Annotated in this window: 15 protein-coding genes; 6 read left to right on the forward strand and 9 right to left on the reverse strand. The window is 60.2% G+C overall.

From position 1 onward, the window contains the following. The 6 genes from HKK57_RS22465 to gloB all read right to left on the reverse strand — a co-directional run bounded on the left by HKK57_RS22465 (nt 1) and on the right by gloB (nt 8276). Nucleotides 1–1020 (reverse strand): ABC transporter permease, encoded by a 1020-nt coding sequence (locus tag HKK57_RS22465; RefSeq protein WP_029291368.1) that lies wholly within the window; start codon nt 1018–1020, stop codon nt 1–3. Between the two features lies 1 nt (nt 1021). Continuing rightward, entirely contained in the window at nt 1022–2095 is a 1074-nt protein-coding gene (locus tag HKK57_RS22470; RefSeq protein ID WP_029291370.1) for a microcin C ABC transporter permease YejB, read from the reverse strand. A 1-nt stretch (nt 2096) separates the two neighbouring features. Further along, the gene (locus tag HKK57_RS22475) at nt 2097–3935 is read right to left on the reverse strand and encodes an extracellular solute-binding protein (protein WP_092236988.1); all 1839 of its coding nucleotides are present in this window, start codon (nt 3933–3935) and stop codon (nt 2097–2099) included. Further along, complete coding sequence (locus HKK57_RS22480; RefSeq protein WP_029291373.1) at nt 3932–5761, reverse strand: extracellular solute-binding protein; 1830 nt, start codon at nt 5759–5761, stop codon at nt 3932–3934. The genes HKK57_RS22475 and HKK57_RS22480 overlap by 4 nt, the downstream gene beginning before the upstream one ends. Nucleotides 5762–5997: 236 nt before the next feature. Then, nucleotides 5998–7410, reverse strand: coding sequence for a lytic transglycosylase domain-containing protein (locus HKK57_RS22485; protein ID WP_029291374.1), 1413 nt, complete (start codon nt 7408–7410; stop codon nt 5998–6000). Between the two features lie 98 nt (nt 7411–7508). Further along, entirely contained in the window at nt 7509–8276 is a 768-nt protein-coding gene (gene gloB / locus HKK57_RS22490) for a hydroxyacylglutathione hydrolase (RefSeq protein ID WP_169390798.1), read from the reverse strand. A 65-nt stretch (nt 8277–8341) separates the two neighbouring features. Here gloB and HKK57_RS22495 point away from each other — a divergent pair, with 65 nt between their 5' ends. Continuing rightward, nucleotides 8342–9100: a class I SAM-dependent methyltransferase gene (locus HKK57_RS22495; RefSeq protein ID WP_029291378.1), complete on the forward strand. Its 759-nt coding sequence runs from the start codon at nt 8342–8344 to the stop codon at nt 9098–9100. Nucleotides 9101–9184: 84 nt separating this feature from the next. Continuing rightward, a complete protein-coding gene (gene rnhA, locus HKK57_RS22500; protein WP_029291380.1) occupies nt 9185–9637 on the forward strand; it encodes a ribonuclease HI in 453 nt (150 codons plus the stop codon). 29 nt (nt 9638–9666) lie between these two features. Here rnhA and HKK57_RS22505 read toward each other — a convergent pair whose 3' ends face one another. Next, nucleotides 9667–9972 (reverse strand): DUF2388 domain-containing protein, encoded by a 306-nt coding sequence (locus HKK57_RS22505; RefSeq protein WP_070994263.1) that lies wholly within the window; start codon nt 9970–9972, stop codon nt 9667–9669. A gap of 200 nt (nt 9973–10172) precedes the next feature. On the opposite strand from HKK57_RS22505, the gene dnaQ reads away from it, so the two are divergent. The 3 genes from dnaQ (at nt 10173) to HKK57_RS22520 (ending at nt 13930) form a co-directional block, all read left to right on the forward strand. Further along, a complete protein-coding gene (dnaQ, locus tag HKK57_RS22510) occupies nt 10173–10913 on the forward strand; it encodes a DNA polymerase III subunit epsilon (RefSeq protein ID WP_166647897.1) in 741 nt (246 codons plus the stop codon). A gap of 189 nt (nt 10914–11102) precedes the next feature. Beyond that, nucleotides 11103–13358 (forward strand): Orn/Lys/Arg decarboxylase N-terminal domain-containing protein, encoded by a 2256-nt coding sequence (locus HKK57_RS22515; protein ID WP_159907789.1) that lies wholly within the window; start codon nt 11103–11105, stop codon nt 13356–13358. An 8-nt stretch (nt 13359–13366) separates the two neighbouring features. Next, on the forward strand, nt 13367–13930 hold the full coding sequence (locus HKK57_RS22520; RefSeq protein WP_071609994.1) for a GNAT family N-acetyltransferase: 564 nt from the start codon (nt 13367–13369) through the stop codon (nt 13928–13930). A gap of 208 nt (nt 13931–14138) precedes the next feature. On the opposite strand, the gene HKK57_RS22525 is transcribed toward HKK57_RS22520, so the two are convergent. Next, nucleotides 14139–15038, reverse strand: coding sequence for a LysR substrate-binding domain-containing protein (locus HKK57_RS22525; protein ID WP_169390799.1), 900 nt, complete (start codon nt 15036–15038; stop codon nt 14139–14141). Between the two features lie 92 nt (nt 15039–15130). Continuing rightward, nucleotides 15131–15355: a hypothetical protein gene (locus tag HKK57_RS22530; RefSeq protein ID WP_029291392.1), complete on the reverse strand. Its 225-nt coding sequence runs from the start codon at nt 15353–15355 to the stop codon at nt 15131–15133. Nucleotides 15356–15582: 227 nt separating this feature from the next. On the opposite strand from HKK57_RS22530, the gene HKK57_RS22535 reads away from it, so the two are divergent. Next, nucleotides 15583–16140 (forward strand): NADPH-dependent FMN reductase, encoded by a 558-nt coding sequence (locus HKK57_RS22535; protein WP_169390800.1) that lies wholly within the window; start codon nt 15583–15585, stop codon nt 16138–16140. Nucleotides 16141–16198: the final 58 nt, after the last annotated feature.

The following is a 16198-nucleotide window of genomic DNA, read 5'->3' on the forward strand; positions in this document are numbered from 1 at the left end:
TCATTTCCTCGGGTCGAAGGCATCGCGAGCGGACTCGCCGATAAACACCAGCAAACTCAACATAATCGCCAGCACCGCAAAGGCGCTGATGCCCAGCCACGGTGCCTGCAGATTGGATTTGCCCTGGGCTACCAACTCGCCCAGGGACGGCGAGCCGGCGGGCAGGCCGAAGCCCAGGAAGTCCAGGGCAGTCAGGGTGCCAATCGCGCCGGTGAGGATGAACGGCATAAACGTCATGGTCGAGACCATGGCGTTGGGCAGGATATGGCGGAACATGATCGCCCCGTTCTGCATGCCCAGGGCCCGTGCGGCGCGTACGTATTCCAGGTTGCGTCCGCGCAGGAACTCGGCGCGCACCACGTCCACCAGGCTCATCCACGAGAACAGCAGCATGATCCCCAGCAACCACCAGAAGTTGGGCTGGACGAAGCTGGCCAGGATGATCAGCAGGTACAGCACCGGCAAACCGGACCAGATTTCCAGGAAGCGCTGGCCGGCCAGGTCGACCCAGCCGCCATAGAAACCCTGCAAGGCGCCGGCCGCCACGCCGATGATCGAGCTCAATACGGTGAGTGTCAGGGCAAACAGCACCGAAACCCGAAAGCCATAGATTACCCGCGCCAGCACATCGCGCCCTTGGTCATCGGTGCCCAGCAGGTTATCGGCCGACGGCGGTGCCGGTGCCGGGACTTTCAGGTCGTAGTTGATGCTCTGGTAGCTGTAGGGGATCGGCGCCCAGAGCGTCCAGGCATCCTTGGCCTTGAGCAGTTCGCGGATATACGGGCTTTTGTAGTTGGCTTCCAGGGGGAATTCGCCGCCGAAGGTGGTCTCTGGGTAGCGCTTGAGCGCCGGGAAGTACCAGTCGCCGTCGTAATGCACCGCCAGCGGTTTGTCGTTGGCGATCAACTCGGCGCCCAGGCTCAGGCCAAACAGGATCAGGAACAGCCATAGCGACCACCAGCCGCGTTTGTTGGCCTTGAAACGTTCGAAGCGGCGGCGATTGAGGGGGGATAGGTTCATCTCAATGCTCCCGGCTTTCGAAGTCGATGCGTGGGTCGACCAGGGTGTAGGTCAAATCACCAATCAGTTTCACCACCAGGCCCAACAGGGTGAAGATAAACAGGGTGCCGAACACCACCGGGTAATCGCGGTTGATCGCCGCCTCGAAGCTCATCAGCCCCAGGCCGTCGAGGGAGAAGATCACTTCCACCAGCAACGAGCCGGTAAAGAAGATCCCGATAAACGCCGAAGGGAAGCCTGCGATCACCAACAACATGGCGTTGCGGAATACGTGGCCGTAGAGCACGCGGTGATTGGTCAGGCCCTTGGCCTTGGCGGTGATCACGTACTGCTTGTTGATCTCGTCGAGAAAACTGTTTTTGGTCAGCAATGTCATGGTGGCGAAGTTACCGATCACCAGGGCCGTGACCGGCAGTGCCAGGTGCCAGAAGTAGTCGAGGACCTTGCCGCCCCAGCTCAGTTCGTCAAAGTTGTTGGACGTCAGCCCGCGCAAGGGGAACCAGTCGAAATAACTGCCGCCGGCAAACACCACGATCAACAGGATGGCAAACAGAAACGCCGGGATTGCATAGCCAACGATGATTGCCGAACTGGTCCACACGTCAAAGTGGCTGCCATGCCGGGTGGCCTTGGCGATCCCCAGGGGGATCGAGACCAGGTACATGATCAGGGTGCTCCATAACCCGAGGGAGATGGACACCGGCATCTTCTCCTTGATCAGGTCGATGACCTTGGCATCGCGAAAGAAGCTGTCGCCAAAATCCAGCTGGGCGTAGTTCTTGACCATGATCCACAAGCGTTCCGGCGCCGACTTGTCGAAGCCGTACATTTTCTCGATTTCCTTGATCAGCGTCGGGTCCAGGCCCTGGGCCCCGCGGTAGCTGGAACCTGCCACCGAAACTTCGGCGCCGCCACCGGCGATACGGCTGGTGGCGCCTTCAAAGCCTTCGAGCTTGGCGATCATTTGCTCCACCGGGCCGCCGGGCGCGGCCTGGATGATGACAAAGTTGATCAGCAAAATACCGAACAGCGTCGGGATGATCAGCAGCAACCTGCGAAAAATATATGCCAGCATGTCAGTCGCCTCCGCTCGCCGGGTCGGCGCTGGTGTCTGTGGGCGGTGTCATTGCCGGTGGCGTGTTGGGTTTGATCCACCAGGTATTGATACCCACGTCATAGCGCGGCGGGACTTCGGGGTGACCAAGGTGATTCCAGTAGGCCACGCGGTAGGTCTTGATATGCCAGTTGGGGATCACGTAGTAGCCAAACTGCAAGACCCGGTCCAGGGCCTTGGCGTGGGCCACCAGGCTGTTGCGTGAGTCGGCGTTGATCAACTGTTCCACCAATTCGTCGATGGCCGGGTCCTTGAGGCCGATGTAATTGCGGCTGCCGGGGTTGTCGGCACTGCTCGATTGCCAGAATTCACGCTGCTCGTTACCGGGTGACGAGGACTGCGGGAAACTGCCGACCATCATGTCGAAATCCCGCGAGCGTACGCGGTTGACGTACTGTGAAACGTCGACCCGGCGGATCACCAGTTCAATACCCAGGTCCGCCAGATTGCGCTTGAAGGGCAGCAGGATGCGCTCGAAGTCGGTCTGGAATAGCATGAATTCGATGCTCGCCGGTTTGCCGTTGGTGTCGACCATCTTGTCGTCGACGATGCGCCAGCCGGCTTCCTGCAGCAGTTGGTAGGCTTCGCGCTGCTGGCTGCGGATCATGCCGCTGGCATCGGTTTTCGGCGGGGCGAAGGCTTCGGTGAACGCTTGGGGCGGGATGCGGCCGCGCAACGGTTCGAGAATCGCCAGTTCGGCGGGGCCGGGCAGGCCGGTGGCGGCCATGTCCGAGTTTTCGAAGTAACTGCGGGTGCGGGTGTAGGCACCGTTGAACAGTTGCTTGTTGCTCCATTCAAAGTCCAGCAACAGGCTGATGGCCTTGCGCACCCGCACGTCCTGGAACATCGGCTTGCGGATATTGAACACAAAGCCCTGCATCCCGGTGGGATTGCCGTTGGGCAGTTCTTCCTTGATCAGTCGCCCCTCGGCGACGGCCGGGACGTTGTAGGCATTGGCCCAGTTCTTCGCCGTGGTTTCCTGCCAATAGTCGAACTGCCCGGCCTTGAGTGCTTCCAGGGCCACCGTGCTGTCCCGGTAGTAATCGCTGATGCGGTAATCGAAGTTGTACAGCCCCTTGTTGATCGGTAGGTCCTTGGCCCAGTAATCCTTGACCCGCTCGTAGCGGATCGAACGCCCCGGCTTGACCTCGGCCACCTTGTACGGGCCGCTGCCCAGGGGGATCTCCAGGCTGCTCTTGGCAAAGTCGCGGCCGGCCCACCAATGCTTGGGCAGCACGGGCAATTGGCCGAGGATCAGTGGCAGTTCGCGGTTACTGGTGTGTTTGAACTTGAACAGCACCCGCAGCGGGTCTTCGGCCACCACTTCGGCGACATCGGCGTAGTAGGTACGGTAGATGGGGCTGCCTTGCTTGATCAGGGTGTCAAAGGTGAACACCACATCCTCGGCATGCACCGGATGGCCATCGTGGAAGCGCGCTTCGGGGCGCAGGTAAAAGCGCACCCAGCTGTTATCCGGGGCTTTTTCGATCTTGCCGGCAATCAGGCCGTACTCGGTGATGGGTTCGTCCAGGCCTTGCTGGGCCAGCGTGTCGAAGACCAGGGAGATGTTATCCGCCGGCACGCCCTTGCTGATAAACGGGTTGAGGCTGTCGAAGCTGCCCATGGCCGACTCGCGGAAGGTGCCGCCTTTGGGTGCGTCGGGATTGACGTAGTCGACGTGCTTGAAATTGGCCGGGTACTTGGGCGGTTCGTCATACAGGGTCAAGGCATGTTGGGGAGCGGCTACAGCCTGGGTGCACAACAACAGGCCACTGATAATCGCAGTACGCAAAGCCATCATTGGGGTTTCTCCGATGCTTTCAGCCACCACGCGCTCAGGCCCAGGCTGTAGGGCGGCGTGGTCACGAAGGCGAACCGGTTACGGTACGCCAGGCGATGATAGTTGAGATACCAATTGGGAATACTGTAGTGCTGCCACAGCAGGACCCGATCCAGGGCCCGGCCGGCGGCGATTTGTTGGTCGCGGGTCTGCGCGGCGAGCAACTGCTCCAGCAGGTGGTCGACCACCGGGTTGGCGATGCCCGCGTAATTCTTGCTGCCCTTGATCCCGGCCTGGCTGGAGTGGAAGTACTGCCACTGCTCAAGGCCGGGGCTGAGGGTCTGGTTGAGCGTCATCAGGATCATGTCGAAGTCGAACTGGTCGAGGCGCTGCTTGTACTGCGCGCGATCCACGGTGCGCAAGCGCGCATCGATGCCGATGTAGCGCAGGTTCTCCACATAGGGCTGCAGGATCCGCTCCAGGTTCGGATTGACCAGCAGGATTTCGAAACGCAGCGGCTGCCCGTCGCTATTGAGCAGGCGCTGGCCGGACAGTTTCCAACCCCCTTCGGCCAGCAGGCCGAGGGCGCGGCGCATGGTTTCGCGGGGGATACCGCGGCCGTCGGTCTGCGGCAAGCTGAATGCCTGGGTAAACAGATTGGCCGGTAATTGTTCGCGGTAAGGCGAGAGCATCAGCCATTCATGGCCCACCGGCAGGCCGCTGGCGGAGAATTCGCTGTTGGGGTAATAGCTCAAGGTACGTTTATAGGCGCCGCTGAACAGCGTGCGGTTGGTCCACTCGAAGTCGAACATCAGCCCCAGTGCCTCGCGCACCTTGGCCTGGCTGAAGGTGGCGCGGCGGCTGTTCATGAACAGGCCCTGGCTTTGGGTCGGGATCTGGTGGGCAATCTGTGCCTTGATCACCTCGCCACGGTTGACCGCCGGGAAGTTGTAGCCATTGGCCCAGTTCTTGGCCTGGTGTTCGATGTAGATATCAAACTCGCCGGCCTTGAACGCTTCGAAGGCCACGTCGCTGTCGCGGTAAAACTCCACCTCGACCTTGTCGTAGTTGTAGAACCCGCGATTGACCGGCAGGTCCTTGCCCCAGTAGTCCTTGACCCGCTCGAACACCAATTGCCGGCCTGGCTGGACCTGGCTGATCCGATAGGGCCCGCTGCCCAGCGGCGGCTCGAAGGTGGTGGCCTTGAAGTCACGGTGCTTCCAGTAGTGCTGGGGCAGCACCGGCAGTTCGCCCAGGCGCAGGATCAACAGCGGGTTGCCGGCGCGCTTGAATACAAAACGAATGCGGTGGGGGTTGAGCACATCTACCCGGGCCACTTCCTGCAGGTTGGTGCGGTACTGCGGATGGCCTTCGGTCAGCAATGTGCGGTAGGAGAACGCCACATCGTCGGCGGTGATGGGCTTGCCGTCATGAAACCGCGCTTGCGGGCGCAAGTTGAACACCACCCAGCTGCGGTCTTCGCTGTACTCCACCGATTGCGCAATCAGGCCATAGCTGGACGTGGGCTCGTCGCCGGAAGGGGCGTATTGGCCGGTGCCGACCATCAACGGCTCGTTGAGCTCATTGACGCCGTATTGCAGGAAATTGGCGGTGGAAACCGGGCTTGAGCCCTTGAAGGTGTACGGGTTGAGGGTGTCAAACGTGCCAAACGCCATGACCCGCAAGGTACCGCCCTTGGGCGCTGCGGGGTTTACCCAATCGAAGTGGGTGAATTTGGCCGGGTACTTGAGCGTACCGAACTGCGCATAACCGTGGTTCTCGGTAATGGTCGCGTTCGCGGAAAAGCTCAAGGCCAGACTTATTAGTAGAAGGAGGGAACGCTTCAAGTCAGAGATCCGATCCGGGCGGCTTGGGCTTTATGATCGGTACAGTAACAGCTTGTTCCACTTGGAAAAAGACTGTTGAAAAGGCCATTTTCAGGCCCGGCGAAATCTTGAGTGGTGCGCGGACCCAATGTGGGAGCTGGCTTGCCTGCGATGCAAGTGCCGCGGTGAATCAGTCACACCGCGTAGATGCATTCGCAGGCAAGCCAGCTCCCACACAAGCCCGCTCCCACAAGGGGTCAGCGTGGTCCGGAAACCACCAGCATCTGCCCCGGCTTCAGCGCCTGGCCAGTGCGTGGGTTCCAGCGCTTGAGATGTTGCATCTCTACGTTGAAGCGCTTGGCAACCATGTAAAGCGAGTCACCTTTCTTGACCTTGTACTGCACCGGCTTCTTGCCGCCAGCCTTGGCCACGACTTTGCGGGTGTCCTGCATCACCAGGGTCTGGCCGACTTTCAAGGCCTGGCCATTGAGCTTGTTCCAGCGCTGCAGGTCATGCACATCGACCTTGTTGGCCTTGGCAATCAGCGTCAGGTTGTCGCCGCTCTTGACCTTGTAGCTGCGCGAACGCCCGGCCACGGCCTTGTGCTCGACTTCGTCAAACACCGGTTTTTTCGGGCGCAGGCTCAACAGTTCCTCGGGGTTCATCGAGGACAGGCTGCTGGCCAGCAATTGCGCCTTGGAAGTGGGCACCAGCAAATGCTGGGGGCCGTCCAGGGTGGTGCGTTGCTTGAAGGCCGGGTTGAGTTGGAACAGTTCGTCTTCGTCGATCTCGGCCAGCGCGGCGACCCGGGACAGGTCCATGCTTTGCTTGACTTCAACCATTTCGAAGTACGGCGTGTTGGCAATCGGGTTCAGGTTGACGCCGTAGGCCTCGGGGGCCAGCACCACCTGGGACAGCGCCAGGAACTTAGGCACGTAGTCCTTGGTTTCCTGGGGCAGCGGCAGGTTCCAGTAGTCGGTGGGCAGGCCAAGCTTCTCGTTGCGCTCGATGGCCCGGCTGACCGTGCCTTCGCCCGCGTTGTAGGCTGCCAGGGCCAGCAACCAGTCGCCGTTGAACATGTCATGCAGACGTGTCAGATAGTCCAGGGCAGCAGTGGTGGAGGCGGTGATGTCGCGGCGGCCATCGTAGGCGCGGGTCTGGCGCAGGTTGAAGTAGCGCCCGGTGGAGGGAATGAACTGCCACAGGCCGACCGCATCGCTGCGTGAATAGGCCATTGGGTTGTAGGCACTTTCAATCACTGGCAGCAGCGCCAGCTCCAGGGGCATGTTGCGTTCTTCCAGGCGTTCTACGATGTAATGAATATAGAGACTGCCGCGTTCGCCGGCGTTCTCCAGGAACGATGGGTTGCTGGCGAACCACAGGCGCTGTTGCTCGATACGCGGGTTGACGCCCACACCATCCTGCAATTGGAACCCCTGGCGCATGCGTTCCCAGACATCCTGGGGTACCTGCGGGCTTGGCTTCTCTGAGAGCCAAAGGGGTTTTTGCTTGATCTTGGCAGCAAATACGGGTTTGGGTTGCACGGTGGATTGTGCAGCGAAATTATTGGTTTGGCAGCCCGCCAGAGTTGCGGATACGGCCACCGCAATGGCTTGAGCCAGGCGGGTCAATGCGTCTGAATGGTTGGATTTACGAATAGATGACGACATTGGCTGGAAGTTAGTTCCGGGCAAAAATGTCGGGCGATTCTAGAAAGCGCTTTGGTTCCGGTCAACCATTCAGAAATTTCGTACCAGAACCTCTCTGCTTAGAACGTATCTTTCCAAGCGCGCAAGCTAGCAAACACCTCGCTCCCAGAGCGGTTATCGCGGCCATTCCGCTCGTCCGCTTTTTGTTTAACGGATGTTTCAGCGGTGCGCAGAAAAGGGTTAGTCAACTTTTCCAGGGCCAAGGTCGAAGGTAATGTCATCTTGCCGCCTGCCCGCAGCTCGCTGACCTTTGCCACTCGTTCGGCTATATCGGCGTTATCCGGTTCCACTGCCTGGGCAAAGCGCAGGTTGCTTTGTGTGTATTCGTGGGGGCAGTAGACCAGCGTGTCGGCGGGCAGGGCGGCCAGGCGTTCCAGGGAGTGGTACATCTGCTCTGGCGTGCCCTCGAACAAACGCCCGCAACCGGCGGCGAACAGGGTGTCGCCGCAGAACAGCAAGCCATGATGATAAAAAGCTATATGTCCCAGGGTATGTCCGGGCACCGCCAACACCTGGAGGTTCCAGCCCAGTACCTCGATACGGTCGTTATCGTGGAGCGCGACGTCACGGGCCGGGATCTTTTCGTTGGCCGGGCCATAGACCGTGGCGCCCGAGGCCTGCTTGAGCTGCTCCACACCGCCGACGTGGTCTGGGTGATGATGGGTCACCAAGATGTCGCTGAGGGTCCAGCCGGGGTGCTGCGCAAGCCACGCCAGTACGGGCGCGGCATCACCGGGGTCAACCACCGCGCAGCGATGGCTGCGATGATCTTGTAACAACCAGATGTAGTTATCGGTGAAGGCGGGCAGGGCACTGATCTGTATCATTCTTCTATTCGCCAAGCTGAACACATTGGTGCATCTTAGAACGTCTTGGCGAGTTGGAGAATGCAATGACTGATAAAGCGTTCGCCCAGGCCGATCCTGAGTGGCTGGCCTTGATCAGCGCAGCCCGTGAGTGGCTGTCCGGGCCGATCGGGCAATTTCTGCTGGAACAAGAGCGGCTTATGCTCGAAGAAGAGCTGGAACGCTTCTTTGGCGGTTACTTGGTGCACTACGGCCCTTCGGCCCAGACCCCACCGCCCGCACCCCAGGTGCAGCGCAATGTGCGCCTGGGTGCGCCGTTGCCGGGGGTCGAGATTGTCTGTGAAGAGCAGGCCTGGCCTTTGAGCGAGCATGCCGCCGATGTGGTGGTGATGCAGCATGGCCTGGATTTCTGCCTGTCGCCCCATGGTTTGTTGCGTGAAGCGGCCAGCGCCGTGCGCCCAGGCGGGCATTTATTGATCGTTGGCATCAACCCCTGGAGTTCGTGGGGCCTGCGGCACGTCTTTGCCCATGATGCGCTGCGTCAGGCCCGCTGCATCTCGCCCTCGCGGGTCAGCGACTGGTTGAACCTGCTGGGCTTCGCGCTGGAGAAACGCCGCTTCGGGTGCTATCGTCCGCCGCTTGCCTCGCCCAAGTGGCAGGGCCGCCTGGCTGGCTGGGAGCGCCGGGCCGGCGCATGGCAGTTGTCCGGTGGCGGTTTCTACCTGTTGGTAGCCCGCAAGATCGTGGTCGGGCTGCGGCCGGTGAGCCAGGTGAGGCGCGAGCCCATGGGTAAACTGGTGCCGATGCCCCTGGCCAAGGTCAACCGTCGCTCCAGCGAGCCATAAATCATTTTTTGGAATTCAGGTCGCCATGTTCGACCTCGGGAACTGCCGGTCGATTGCCGGTAACCCGCTTTGATGGATAGCGTAATGACCGATAGCGTAGAACTCTTTACCGACGGCGCCTGCAAGGGCAACCCTGGTCCCGGGGGCTGGGGCGCCTTGCTGGTGTGCAAGGGGGTGGAGAAGGAGTTGTGGGGCGGCGAAGCCAACACCACCAATAACCGCATGGAACTGATGGGCGCGATTCGCGGCCTCGAAGAGCTCAAGCGCCGTTGCGATGTATTACTGGTGACGGACTCGCAATACGTCATGAAGGGCATCAACGAGTGGATGGTCAACTGGAAAAAGCGCGGCTGGAAAACCGCCGCCAAGGAGCCGGTGAAGAACGCTGACCTGTGGCAGTTGCTGGACGAGCAGTGCAACCGCCACAACATCACCTGGAAATGGGTGCGCGGGCACATCGGCCACCCCGGCAACGAGCGCGCAGACCAGTTGGCCAATCGTGGCGTGGATGAAGTTCGCGGGTACAAACAGAGCTGAAGCTCCCATCGCCTCGCCGGGGCTGGAAGTTACAGCGCCAGCATTGCGCAGGCGAGTTGCTCGTCTGTCTCGCGCAACGCCGGCAAAGTGCGGCGGATATGCAGCAATGCAGACTCCAGCCGCGCACCGCGTATTTCACCCCCGCTTGCGACGTAAGCCGCCGCATCGTCCTTTGCCGCCAATACGATTTTGTCATCCTTGAAACTGCTGCTGGTGCCCTTGGTGGCACTCATCGACAGGCTGACCAGGGCATCCGTGGTCATCACAAAGCTGGTGGCCTGGGCATTGGCGGCACTGATCAGGCACAGGGCGAGCAGGTAGTTTGGTGTGGACATGGGTAGTTTTTACGCATAGTAAAGAGCGGCGCAGGCTACCAAAGGGCGTGATGGCAAACTGCGCAAGCTTTGCTAAACCTTGTTAAAAACTGTTGGGCGAGGGGGCATGGCGCTCCGCCATGGGGCGCGTCGGGTATAGAGCGTGTTAATATCCCGCCCCTTGAAATACACACACCGTTGAGAGCTGAACCCTGATGGCCATCCGATCTGTTGTACTCGATACCGAAACCACCGGCATGCCGGTGACCGATGGCCACCGGATCATTGAAATCGGCTGTGTCGAATTGATGGGCCGTCGCCTCACGGGTCGCCATTTCCACGTGTACCTGCAACCGGACCGGGAAAGTGACGAAGGCGCCATTGGCGTCCACGGCATCACCAACGAATTCCTGGTCGGCAAGCCGCGCTTTGCGGAAGTTGCCGATGAGTTTTTCGAGTTCATCAACGGCGCGCAGTTGATCATCCACAACGCGGCGTTCGACGTTGGCTTCATCAACAACGAATTCGCCCTGATGGGCCAGACGGATCGCGCGGACATCACCCGTCACTGCTCGATCCTCGATACCCTGATGATGGCCCGCGAGCGCCATCCGGGCCAGCGCAACAGCCTCGACGCCTTGTGCAAGCGCTATGGCGTCGACAACTCAGGCCGTGAACTGCACGGCGCCTTGCTCGACTCCGAGATTCTGGCGGACGTCTACCTGACCATGACCGGTGGGCAGACCAGCCTGTCCCTGGCCGGCAACGCCTCCGATGGCAACGGCTCGGCAGAAGGCTCGGGCAACCGGCCTTCGGAAATCCGCCGCCTGCCGGCTGACCGTAAGCCCACCGCCATCATCCGCGCCAGCGAGCAGGACATGGCCGAGCACGCGGCACGCCTGGAGGCGATCGCCAAATCGGCAGGTGCGCCGGCGTTGTGGACCCAACTGACCCAGCAATAATCGCGGTCAAAAATGTGGGAGCGGGCTTGCCCGCGATTGCGGTGTGACAGTCAGCGCATTCGTTACTGACCCACCGCCATCGCGGGCAAGCCCACACACGCCCATTCCTACATTAGTTATTATCTTCATTCGCCACATTCGCTCCCAGCTTCTACCCTGAGTACATCGCCCTCAGGACGCCAAGCCCTCATGTACAAAGACTTGAAGTTTCCCATCCTGATCGTGCATCGCGACATCAAGGCCGACACCGTCGCCGGTGATCGGGTCCGGGGGATCGCCCGGGAGTTGGAGCAAGAGGGTTTCAGCATCTTTTCCGCCATGGATTACGCCGAGGGCCGTTTGGTGGCCTCGACCCACCATGGTCTGGCGTGCATGCTGATCGCCGCCGAAGGTGCCGGGGAAAATACCCATTTGTTGCAGAACATGGTGGAACTGATCCGCCTGGCGCGCCTGCGTGCACCCAACCTGCCGATATTTGCCCTGGGCGAGCAAGTCACCCTGGAAAACGCCCCGGCCGATGCCATGAGCGAGCTCAACCAACTGCGCGGCATTCTCTATCTGTTCGAAGACACGGTGCCGTTCCTGGCCCGGCAGGTGGCCCGCGCGGCGCGTACTTATCTCGATGGCCTGTTGCCGCCCTTCTTCAAGGCCCTGGTACAACACACCGCCGACTCCAATTATTCCTGGCATACCCCCGGTCACGGCGGCGGCGTTGCCTATCGTAAAAGCCCGGTGGGGCAGGCGTTTCATCAGTTTTTCGGGGAAAACACCCTGCGCTCGGACTTGTCGGTGTCAGTGCCGGAGCTGGGTTCGCTGCTGGATCACACCGGCCCCTTGGCTGAAGCCGAAGCCCGCGCGGCGCGTAACTTTGGCGCCGACCATACCTTTTTTGTGATCAACGGCACCTCCACGGCTAACAAGATCGTCTGGCACTCTATGGTCGGGCGTGACGACCTAGTGCTGGTGGACCGCAACTGCCACAAATCGGTATTGCACTCGATCATCATGACTGGGGCGATCCCACTGTACTTGTGCCCGGAGCGCAATGAACTGGGAATCATCGGCCCCATCCCACTGACTGAGTTCAGCCGCGAATCGATTCGCGCGAAGATCGAGGCCAGCCCGTTGACCCGTGGTCGCGAACCCAAGGTCAAGCTGGCGGTGGTGACCAACTCGACCTATGACGGCCTGTGTTACAACGCCGAGCTGATCAAGCAGCAATTGGGCAACAGTGTCGAAGTGCTGCACTTTGACGAAGCCTGGTACGCCTACGCGGCCTTCCATGAGTTTTTCGCCGGGCGCTATGGCATGGGGACCTCGCGTACGCCCGACAGCCCGCTGGTCTTCACCACGCACTCGACCCACAAGCTGCTGGCCGCGTTCAGCCAGGCCTCGATGATCCATGTCCAGGACGGTGGGGCTCGGCAGCTGGATCGTGATCGCTTCAATGAGGCGTTCATGATGCACATCTCCACCTCGCCGCAGTACAGCATCATCGCCTCGCTGGACGTGGCGTCGGCCATGATGGAAGGGCCCGCTGGGCGTTCGCTGCTTCAGGAAATGTTCGATGAGGCCTTGAGCTTTCGCCGCGCTCTGGCCAATCTGCGCCAGCATATCGCCGCCGATGATTGGTGGTTTTCCATCTGGCAACCGCCTTCGGTGGCGGGTATCGACCGGGTGGCGACAGCTGACTGGTTGCTGCAGCCCGAGGCCGACTGGCATGGTTTTGGCGATATTGCCGAGGACTATGTATTGCTCGACCCGATCAAGGTCACGCTGGTCATGCCCGGCCTGACCGCGGGTGGCGCCTTGAGCGATTGCGGAATTCCGGCGGCGGTGGTCAGCAAATTCCTCTGGGAACGTGGCCTGGTGGTGGAAAAAACCGGGCTGTATTCGTTCCTGGTGCTGTTCTCCATGGGCATTACCAAAGGCAAGTGGAGTACCCTGCTCACCGAATTGTTGGAGTTCAAGCGCAGTTACGACGCCAATACCAGCCTGGCCAGTTGCCTGCCGTCGGTGTTCCAGCAAGGCCCGGCGCGCTACCAGGGCATGGGTTTGCAGGACTTGTGCGACCAGTTGCACGGCTGCTATCGCAGCAACGCCACGGCCAAACACCTCAAACGCATGTACACGGTGCTGCCGGAGATTGCCATGAAACCGGCCGATGCCTATGACCAGTTGGTGCGCGGCGAAGTCGAGGCGGTGTCCATCGACGCCTTGCCAGGGCGTATCGCTGCCGTAATGCTGGTACCTTATCCGCCCGGCATTCCGCTGATCATGCCGGGGGAGCGCTTTACCGAATCGACGCGCTCGATCATCGACTACCTGGCCTTCGCCCGGGAGTTTGATAGCAGTTTCCCTGGGTTTGTCGCCGATGTGCATGGCTTACAACACGAAGACGACGGCAACGGTCGTTGTTACACCGTCGATTGCATCAAGTGTTAAGGATGGTTATGCAAGCTGTAATGAATCCGAAGTACCCGGGGCTCAGTGTGCGAGTCGCCGACGAGGGATTTGACGCCTACGTGTGGGGCAATGATTTCAGCTTCGAGGTGTGCACATATGGCACGCCGGAGCTGGGCAAGCCTGTTGACCAGTGGGCGGTGGAGCAGATATTGCCGTACCGCAAATGCTACGGCATCGATCCCGAGGAGTTCGCCAGTTACCGCAATGCCACCGACAGTGCGGTATTCATGGCGTACCTGGATGATCGGCCGGTTGGGCATATTGTTGTCAGTACCAATTGGAACGGCTTTGCCCATGTCGATGAACTGGCGGTGGTGCTCCCGGCCCGTCGGCATGGCGTGGCCAAGGCTTTGCTTGATGTTGCGCAATTCTGGAGCCGCAAGAAAAACCTGCCGGGGATGATGCTGGAGACGCAGAACAATAATCTGGGGGCGTGCCGGCTGTATGAACGCAGCGGCTATGTGATGGGTGGCATCGACCACCTGCGTTATCGCGGGATTGATCCGCAGACGCGTGAAGTGGCGATTTTCTGGTATCGGCTGTTCCACTGACCAGAGACAGGTGGTGGCTATGGGTCTTTTATGGCGCTTTTTGTGGCGAGGGGGCTTGTCCCCCGCTGGGCTGCGCAGCAGCCCCAATAAGACCGCCGCGGTTTATCAGGCAGGCCGCATAGCCAGAATTTGGGGCTGCTGCGCAGCCCAGCGGGACAAGCCCCCTCGCCACAACTGGCCCCCACAACTCCACAATAGGCCCTCTCAGCTAGTTGATCGGGGACAGCAGGGCTTGTGCCTTTTGCGTGACAATTTCCAGCAACGCATTCAGCGCAGGGCTCGGGTTGCTGTCCTTGACCGTCAACCCGTACAAACTCACCAGGATCGGTGGTGACAATGGGCAAGTATCCAGCCCGGCTTCTCGTGCGCCACTGGCGGTGAAGGGGTCGACCACTGCCAACCCTTCGCCAGCTTCGACCATGCTGCGCATCATCTGGTAGGTCTGCACCCGTGTCTGGATCACCGGCAACGGCCGCAGCGCTTGTAGCTTGCTGTCCAGCAACTGGCTCAACGGGTCTTGCCCCTCCAGGCCGATCATTGCCTGGCCGGCCAGTTCTTGCAGGGCGATGTATTTTTGCCGTGGCTTGAGCCAGCCATGGGGCGCCAGCAACTGCAGCTTGCCCTGGCCCAACAGGGTACTGGTGATTTGCGGGTGTTCGGGGTCATGCAGGCTTATCCCCAGGTCCGCCTCGTGCAGCAGCAGGCTCCTGACGATGTCGCGTGTCGGTTGGCTGGACAGGTTGCAGGGCGTATCCTGGAAACGGCGGCGCAACAGCGCGATGCTTTGCGGCAATAGCTGGTTGGCCAAAGGCGGGGTACAGAGCGTGCGCAGCGGCGGGGCATGATGGTGCTTGAGGCTGCTGGCCAGGCGCTGTATGGGTTCCAGTGCTTCGTAGAGGTGGGCGATCTGCGCCTGCATGGCCAGGGTTTCACGGGTGGCCTGCAATCGCCCGCGGACGCTGGCAAACAGCATGAAGCCCAACTGTTGTTCAGCGTCTCTTAGGGTAGCGTCCACATCGGACACAGCCAGTTGCAACCATTCGGCGGCCGTGCCGAGGTGTCCGGTCTGCAAAATGGCTTGAATCACTTCGATATGACGTAAACGCATGCATGAAGTCCATGTTCAGCAGGTAAGGGATTCACCGGGTGAATCCTAACCCAAGTCCGCTCATATGACTTCTGCCTGGAGGCACAGCCTTGTCAAACAGGCATGTTTTCAGGCTCGCGGGTCAGGGATACCTGCGACTGAACCAAAACGAAGGTGTTCTCATCGACCTTGTTGACCCGGTCGCCAATCGCCAGCTTGTAGGAAATTACCGGTTCTGAACCGTCGCCTGACGAGGTGGACTCCTGGAATTCATGCACGGAATAAACGCGACCTTCCGCGTCACGAGCATGGAATTGTCCGACAAGTACTGCTGCCATCTGCTTAGAACCTCTGGAGAAAAACACCGATTTGCGGTTCTGTAGACCGTCATTAAGGCGGGTAGTTTACCTACATCAAAAAAATACTATTCGTTGATGTTCCGCTTATTTTTCCTACGAGCCGGCGACGGGGCCAAACCGCTGCCGATTGAGCAAAACCTGCTGGTGATAGGCCGGCGAAGGCTCTATAACTACAGGTTCCTTTAGTCAGATGTCGGGAAAGCCCCATGAGCAAGGTCTATACGATTGCCGTACTGGTCGGCAGCTTGAGAAAAGAGTCGATCAACCGCAAGGTCGCCTTGGCATTGGCACAGTTGGCGCCGGCCAATCTCAAGCTCAACATCGTCGAAATCGGCGAATTGGCGCTCTATAACGAAGACCTTGATGGTGCAACGCCACCAGCGGCCTACACCACGTTCCGCCAGCAGGTGGCGGCGGCCGATGGAGTGCTGTTCGTCACCCCTGAATACAACCGTTCGGTGCCGGCAGCCCTGAAAAATGCCATTGATGTCGGCTCACGCCCCTACGGCCAGAGCGCCTGGAGCGGCAAGCCAGGGGCGGTCATCAGTGTTTCGCCGGGGGCCATTGGTGGCTTTGGCGCCAATCATCATTTGCGCCAGTCCCTGGTGTTTCTGAATGTGCCTTGCATGCAGCAGCCAGAAGCCTACCTCGGAGGCGCGGGCGGCGCGTTCGATGAGTCGGGCACGCTGTCGGAGAAAACCAAGCCGTTCCTGCAGGCGTTTATCGATGCCTATGGCCGTTGGGTCGAACAGCACAAGGGCTGACGTACACAACGGCGCCTCTCGGAGCCCATAAAAAAACCGAAACCTGCGACGCCAGGTT

The sequence above is a fragment of the Pseudomonas sp. ADAK21 genome, assembly GCF_012935735.1.
Lineage (GTDB): Bacteria > Pseudomonadota > Gammaproteobacteria > Pseudomonadales > Pseudomonadaceae > Aquipseudomonas > Aquipseudomonas proteolytica.

Bases quoted from the DNA above. Each gene is read 5' to 3' on its own strand.
- HKK57_RS22465 (WP_029291368.1), bottom strand. From the start codon at position 1,020: ATGAACCTATCCCCCCTCAATCGCCGCCGCTTCGAACGTTTCAAGGCC.
- HKK57_RS22470 (WP_029291370.1), bottom strand. From the start codon at position 2,095: ATGCTGGCATATATTTTTCGCAGGTTGCTGCTGATCATCCCGACGCTG.
- HKK57_RS22475 (WP_092236988.1), bottom strand. From the start codon at position 3,935: ATGATGGCTTTGCGTACTGCGATTATCAGTGGCCTGTTGTTGTGCACC.
- HKK57_RS22485 (WP_029291374.1), bottom strand. From the start codon at position 7,410: ATGTCGTCATCTATTCGTAAATCCAACCATTCAGACGCATTGACCCGC.
- gloB (WP_169390798.1), bottom strand. From the start codon at position 8,276: ATGATACAGATCAGTGCCCTGCCCGCCTTCACCGATAACTACATCTGG.
- HKK57_RS22495 (WP_029291378.1), top strand. From the start codon at position 8,342: ATGACTGATAAAGCGTTCGCCCAGGCCGATCCTGAGTGGCTGGCCTTG.
- rnhA (WP_029291380.1), top strand. From the start codon at position 9,185: ATGACCGATAGCGTAGAACTCTTTACCGACGGCGCCTGCAAGGGCAAC.
- HKK57_RS22505 (WP_070994263.1), bottom strand. From the start codon at position 9,972: ATGTCCACACCAAACTACCTGCTCGCCCTGTGCCTGATCAGTGCCGCC.
- HKK57_RS22515 (WP_159907789.1), top strand. From the start codon at position 11,103: ATGTACAAAGACTTGAAGTTTCCCATCCTGATCGTGCATCGCGACATC.
- HKK57_RS22520 (WP_071609994.1), top strand. From the start codon at position 13,367: ATGCAAGCTGTAATGAATCCGAAGTACCCGGGGCTCAGTGTGCGAGTC.
- HKK57_RS22525 (WP_169390799.1), bottom strand. From the start codon at position 15,038: ATGCGTTTACGTCATATCGAAGTGATTCAAGCCATTTTGCAGACCGGA.
- HKK57_RS22530 (WP_029291392.1), bottom strand. From the start codon at position 15,355: ATGGCAGCAGTACTTGTCGGACAATTCCATGCTCGTGACGCGGAAGGT.
- HKK57_RS22535 (WP_169390800.1), top strand. From the start codon at position 15,583: ATGAGCAAGGTCTATACGATTGCCGTACTGGTCGGCAGCTTGAGAAAA.